The organism is Acinetobacter brisouii, from assembly GCF_008993995.1.
Taxonomy (GTDB): domain Bacteria; phylum Pseudomonadota; class Gammaproteobacteria; order Pseudomonadales; family Moraxellaceae; genus Acinetobacter; species Acinetobacter brisouii_A.
The window spans coordinates 1-4,698 of the sequence record NZ_BKNN01000116.1; the positions used below are offsets into that span (position 1 = coordinate 1).

The following is a 4,698-nucleotide window of genomic DNA, read 5'->3' on the forward strand; positions in this document are numbered from 1 at the left end:
TATAAAAGACATTAAATATGCATCTCCCTGTAAGAAAAATAGATCTGTCATTGAATGTCAAAATTCACCTTGAATCATATCTACCACTGATCGTTCATTGAATTTCTTACAATAGATAACGCAAATTTGATGCCAGCTTGTTAAATTTATTTTTAATCATTAATTATCAATTATTTAAATAAAAAATATTCATCTCTTATTTGATTTTAAGTTTCATTTTTATTTCAAAAATATAATTAATTTAAATGGTATGAAACATTTGAAACACCATATGATCTAATGAGGCGATATAGATGATCTGTTTAAAATAATAGCTGACCGCTTAATCGTCTAATCATTTGATGCAATAGGCTTCTTTTATAATTACCTACACCCTCTTTATTTTTCTCCCATAGGGAGAGGCTTTGTTGCACAAAGATTTAAAAGATAACACTCTGCTCATTTGAACAGAATTCAAGTGACAACTTGGGTATGAGGACGACCTAATTCTGTAAATTTGTTCAATACGGCTATGCGTGCATGAATCTCATTCACCTGACTAGAAAAACTCCTTGCTGTTAATTTATCACCTAATAGTTTGATGCAATGCATCTTGGTTTCAACTAAACTTCGACGATGATAACCAGACCATTTTTTCCAAAGCGTTCTTCCTAAACGTTTAACTGTTTTCAGTAACTCATTCCGCTCTAAAGATCTCAATTTCTGATCTTTCCATGGTTTTGCATTTTTTCTTGGCGGAATGAGCGCATGTGCATCTCGATCTAGAATGACTTGTCTGCAGTGCTTCGTGTCATAAGCACCATCGGTATAGACCGAATCAATTCGTTCATCTAAGGGAATTTGAGCAAGTAAATCACCGAGTACTTGCGAATCGCTCACATTATTTGTAGTAAGCTGTACTGCACGTATTTGCAAGGTTTCAGCATCGATGCCAATATGAAGCTTACGCCATTGGCGACGATATTCAGGTCCATGTTTCTTACGTTTCCACTCACCTTCACCTAGAAACTTTAAGCCAGTTGAGTCGACGAGTAGATGTAGCCCATCACTACTTTTTTGATAGCTAATCGCAATATCAATATGTTTTTGTCTTCGACAAAGCGTACTGTAATCTGGTGCGGTCCAATTTAATCCACAAAGTTTAATCAGACTTTGAACAAAACCTGTGACCATGCGTAAAGAGAGTCTAAATAAAGATTTGATCATTAAACAGCATTGAATAGCCGTATCGGAGTAAGTTTGATTTCGACCTTGCTTGTTTTGTGGTTGTGCATACCACTGAGTGTTTGGATCAAACCAAATGGAAATGTTGCCCCGATTAATGAGAGCGCGATTATAGGAAGACCAGTTGGTTGTACGATAAGTTTTAGGAGTAGGTTTATTCATTTTGAAATTATAGGACTGAATAAACCTTATAGGCTAGGTTTGTGCAACAAAGCCACATGAAATTAAGCTTCAAATTAAAACTAAAATAGTTTCAAATAAGTTTCATTTTAGTTATTTTTTTCACTTAACTTCTTTAATGCAAATCTAATAATTCCATTATGTGTTTGACCGTACTTCTCAGCTAACTCAGTCAATAATTGATACTCATGTTCATTCATTGGAATGGTATGTGTCTTAAATTTTCTAGGTGCTTTAGGATCCAGTTTTTGGATGGTCTGTTCATTAGCACCATTGATGAATGCATCCATGTCAGGAGATGAAGAGTTCGCAATTTCCCTTTTCTTAATCATGCTAAAAGCTCCTTCATAAAGGAATCAAATTCTTCTATTGCTTTTGGATTATTTGATTCAATCACAGCTTTTCCTTCAGTTGTGACATCACGATAAACTTTACGATCATGAATCACTGATGCTAAAGCTGTGAACAATGGGAAATCTGCTAGATACTCATTTGCTTGCTGTACTTCAGACACTGATGGATTTGTTGGAGCTAAAGTAAGTAAACCGAATGATTTGAGTTCTTCATTAAAAGATTTGGCTTGATCAATTACTTCAGAAAGATGAGGCAAAGTATCAAGATCGAACTGTGAAGGCCTAAATGGAACAACTAAGTAATGAGCAGTCAACATTGCTGTTCTAAGTTCTTTACTATCATGACCAGCAACATCAACAATTACATAATCATAGCGATTATCTAAGTCTTTTAAAGTATTTTTGATGTCACCATAACGCTGAACACAATGTACTTTAGGTAAATCTGTTTCATCACGATCTTTTACCCAGTTAGCTGAACTTTGCTGTGGATCTGCATCAACGAGTACAATATCTTTTTTATGTTTGGCAAGATAAGCAGCTATATTTATAGCTATTGTTGATTTTCCACATCCGCCTTTTTGACTTCCAATTAGTATAATCATTTTAGGTTTAATTTAGAACTAAATTAGAATAAATATAGTTTCATAATGAAATCAAGTAAAGAGTTATTTTTTAATAGTTATTAGATCATCCATATCGATACCTTTTCCCTCCAGTTTAATTATTCTTCTACTATTTCTTTAATTCTTTGAAATTTATTTTTTGAATTTTTCAAAAATATCCTTTTTTATTTTTAATATTTTTATTTTTAATATTTTTAGACAAGCTGAAAGCCTTACATACAAAGGCTTTCAGAGGTTATACCGATACCTTTTCCCACCAATACCGATACCTTTTCCCACCAATACCGATACCTTTTCCCACCATTTACATACATGAATTGTTTTAGTATAGTTATTGGTAATAATAATTAGGAAAGCCATTGTGACAAAAGAGTTAGTTGTAAAAGACAATGCCTTAATTAATGCAAGCTACAATCTTGATACCACAGAGCAACGTCTAATTCTTTTGGCGATAGTAAAAGCGAGAGAAGTAAGTAAAGAGGTTGATGCTAATAGCACCTTAGAAGTTCATGCGCAGCACTATATGAAGCAATTCAATGTAGATAGGCATGCAGCCTATGAAGCGTTAAAGAATGCGGCTAATAGCCTATTTGAGCGCAAATTCAGCTACAAGGGTATTCATGAGTCCACTCAAAAAGAAAAGATCGTTAAATCACGCTGGGTTTCAAAAATAGCCTATGTTGATTCAGCAGGTATTCTTGAATTGGTTTTTGCTCCAGATGTTATCCCTTTAATTACACAATTAGAGCAGTCTTTTACTTCGTATGAGCTCAAGCAAATAAGCTCGTTAAGCAGCAAGTATGCAATCCGCCTTTATGAGTTGTTAATCCAATGGCGTAGTATTGGTAAAACTCCAGTTTTTTTAGTTGATGATTTTCGTTTCAAGTTAGGATTAGGTACTGATGAATATAAGATCATGAGTAACTTCAAGAAGAAAGTATTAGATGCCGCTTTAACCCAAATTAATGAGAAAACGGATATTGTTGCAACCTATGAGCAGCATAAATCAGGTAGGAATATTATAGGTTTCTCTTTTTCATTTAACCCAAAGAAAATTAAAGATCATGAATTCACCAAGAAACTCACTGATAAGCAAATCAGGCTCTTTGCAAATAAGCTCTCTCATTATGACCCATTTGCAAGTCAGAGAGCGGCTGTAGGTGAAAGCTATGAAGACCTTGAAAAAAGACTTTATATTGAGTTGCAAGACGTCAAGAACGTGAGGAAGTATGCTGATGTACTTAAAGAACTAGGTTTTGAGGTTTCAATATAAAACCAAATTAGTTTCAATATAAAACCAAATTAGTTTCAATATAAAACCAAATTAGTTTCAATATAAAACTAATTTTTGTTACAGTATCAATAATTTGATAATATAGTAATCCTATTTCAACAATAGAAGTTGTACTTATACCAAAGCGTATAGCGACTGTTCCTAGACAGTATCATGGATAGTAGATCCCTCTAAATTCTTAAAATATTTCTGCTTAAAAGCTTTTGGACTTACCTAGCTATTTGCGGATTACTGTTTAAATTCGAATAAGTCTACATTTAAAAATCTGTTGCATTCTTGAATGAATTTTGTCAAATCTAGATTAATTTAGATAGTGGACTCATTGATATGTCGAATTACATTTTGAGCCAACAAATGAATAAAGGCTCTCAAACTGAATGGAGAGCCTTGAATTCAATTATTTTGCAGGTTGTCCCCATTGATTAGTTTCTGGTTTTGTTTCTGAAACCAACCAAATAAATAGCGGAATAAGTCCAATAACCGTTACTGAAATAAGCATCCACCACCCTGAGCGATTTACATCATGCAATCGACGTGCACAAGCAGATAGGTTTGGTAATAAAAAAACTAATGATACTAGGATAGAAAGATCATTAATTCCTTCTTCACTAAAACCAAGAATTGCAGCAATTATTAAAAGTCCTAAGTTGATGAGAATCTGGAACAGATAAAAGTACCAATACTCTTTACGTCTTGCACGACCGGAGAAATCGACATACTTACGCATGCACTTGATTGACCAATCGAGAAGATTATAATTTTCTTCATCTTTGAATTGAGCAGTTGTACCAGCCGCGGCCGAAAATGCTTTCTTTACTGGTGTTTGAGCTGGATGCTCAATCTCAATATAAATACCAACAGCCTGACCTGATTGATTAACATCAAAATCGACTTGCTGTCCGCGGCTTGGTGAAACATTTTCTTTCCACTCAGCACCAGAAAATTTATATCGATTATTATCTTGACCAGTAATAATCCCTTCATTTGTTTGAATACTAAAATCTAATAATGTACCCTTCAT

5 protein-coding genes are annotated in these 4,698 nt (G+C 34.0%); 1 reads left to right on the forward strand and 4 read right to left on the reverse strand.

Annotated elements, in window-relative coordinates:
• Nucleotides 1–453 precede the first annotated feature (453 nt).
• The 3 genes from GBN19_RS14685 to GBN19_RS14695 all read right to left on the reverse strand — a co-directional run bounded on the left by GBN19_RS14685 (nt 454) and on the right by GBN19_RS14695 (nt 2,362).
• Nucleotides 454–1,386, reverse strand: a complete 933-nt coding sequence (locus GBN19_RS14685) for an IS5-like element ISAha2 family transposase (RefSeq protein WP_001040037.1) — start codon at nt 1,384–1,386, stop codon at nt 454–456.
• A 107-nt stretch (nt 1,387–1,493) separates the two neighbouring features.
• Nucleotides 1,494–1,736 (reverse strand): hypothetical protein, encoded by a 243-nt coding sequence (locus GBN19_RS14690; RefSeq protein WP_151778632.1) that lies wholly within the window; start codon nt 1,734–1,736, stop codon nt 1,494–1,496.
• Nucleotides 1,733–2,362, reverse strand: a complete 630-nt coding sequence (locus tag GBN19_RS14695; protein ID WP_151778633.1) for an AAA family ATPase — start codon at nt 2,360–2,362, stop codon at nt 1,733–1,735. The genes GBN19_RS14690 and GBN19_RS14695 overlap by 4 nt, the downstream gene beginning before the upstream one ends.
• Before the next feature lie 382 nt (nt 2,363–2,744).
• Between GBN19_RS14695 and repM the strand changes: the two genes are divergently transcribed.
• Complete coding sequence (repM, locus tag GBN19_RS14700; RefSeq protein ID WP_151778634.1) at nt 2,745–3,656, forward strand: replication initiation protein RepM; 912 nt, start codon at nt 2,745–2,747, stop codon at nt 3,654–3,656.
• A gap of 418 nt (nt 3,657–4,074) precedes the next feature.
• Here repM and GBN19_RS14705 read toward each other — a convergent pair.
• On the reverse strand, nt 4,075–4,698 hold a 624-nt coding region (locus GBN19_RS14705; RefSeq protein ID WP_151778635.1), incomplete at its 5' end, for a DUF805 domain-containing protein.